Origin of the sequence: Taibaiella helva (genome assembly GCF_003545695.1) — a bacterium.
Taxonomy (GTDB): Bacteria; Bacteroidota; Bacteroidia; order Chitinophagales; family Chitinophagaceae; genus Taibaiella; species Taibaiella helva.
Genome location: NZ_QUZZ01000035.1, coordinates 1 through 1,254, shown reverse-complemented (window position 1 = coordinate 1,254; position 1,254 = coordinate 1). Strand labels below are relative to the sequence as shown.

Sequence of the window (1,254 nt, the reverse complement as noted above, 5' to 3'; positions counted from 1 at the left end):
TGGTGATTGCTTTCACATGTTATATGACCGTTAACGCGATCTTCACCGAGGCCGGCTTAATCTGCGCCCCGATGGCTCTGGATGTGACGAGCATCTTTACCAAGAACAATGTCTCTATCGGTTTTATCTCCCAAAGAAGGAGCTGTATAAATGAACAAGAAAATTCTCACTGCCGCGTTGCTTGGCGGTCTGGCAGTTGCCCAGGCTGCTTCCGCGCAGGAGTTCGACGACCGTTGGTACCTGACCGGTAGCGCTGGCTTCAATTTCCAGGACCGCGATCGTTTGACCAATGATGCCCCGTTCGTGACCCTGGGCCTGGGCAAGTTCGTGAGCCCGAACTGGTCGATCGACGGTGAACTGAACTATCAGAACCCGAACTTCGACGCCAACCAGGATCTGAACTGGAGCCAGTACGGCATCTCGTTCGACCTGCGTCGCCACTTCATCCAGGAAGGCCGCGGCTGGAACCCCTACCTGCTGTTCGGTCTGGGCTATCAGCGTTCGGAAGAAGAATTCGACGCGACCCCGAACCCGGTGTCGCCGGGCCAGCGTAAGGACGGCAACTTTGCCGCCAAGGCTGGTGTCGGTCTGCAGACCACCTTCGACAAGCGCGTCGCCGTGCGTGCCGAGTTGGCCTATCGCGCTGACTTCAACGACCAGAGCGTCGCCGCTCCGCGCGAAAACTGGTTCGGCGACGTGCTGGCTTCGGTCGGCGTCGTGATCCCGTTGGGACCGGCTCCGTCGACCGCTCCGCCGCCGGCTCCGGCTCCGGTTGCTCCGAGCTGCGCCGATCTGGATGACGACGGTGACGGCGTCAACAACTGCGACGACAAGTGCCCGAACTCGCAGCCTGGCCAGACCATCGGTCCGGACGGTTGCCCGGTGCCTGTCTCGATCGACCTGAAGGGCGTGAACTTCGACTTCAACAAGTCGACCCTGCGTCCGGACGCGATCTCGATCCTGAGCGAAGCGACCGAAATCCTGAAGCGCTACCCCGACCTGAAGGTCGAGGTTGCCGGTCACACCGACTCGAAGGGTACCGACGCGTACAACCAGAAGCTGTCCGAGCGTCGTGCGACCACCGTGTACGACTACCTGACCAAGAACGGCGTCGATGCGTCGCGTCTGGTCGGTCCGATCGGCTACGGCAAGAGCCGTCCGATTGCTCCGAACACCAACCCGGATGGTTCCGACAATCCGGAAGGCCGTGCGAAGAACCGTCGTACCGAGTTGAACGTCCAGAACTAATTGGAC

Annotated in this window: 1 protein-coding gene; it reads left to right on the top strand. The window is 60.4% G+C overall.

Features of this window, described 5'->3' with window-relative positions; translation table 11 throughout:
* The first annotated feature begins 150 nt into the window (after positions 1-150).
* Positions 151-1,248, top strand: a complete 1,098-nt coding sequence (locus tag DZC79_RS21005; RefSeq protein ID WP_011409308.1) for an OmpA family protein — start codon at positions 151-153, stop codon at positions 1,246-1,248.
* The last annotated feature ends 6 nt before the right edge of the window (positions 1,249-1,254 follow it).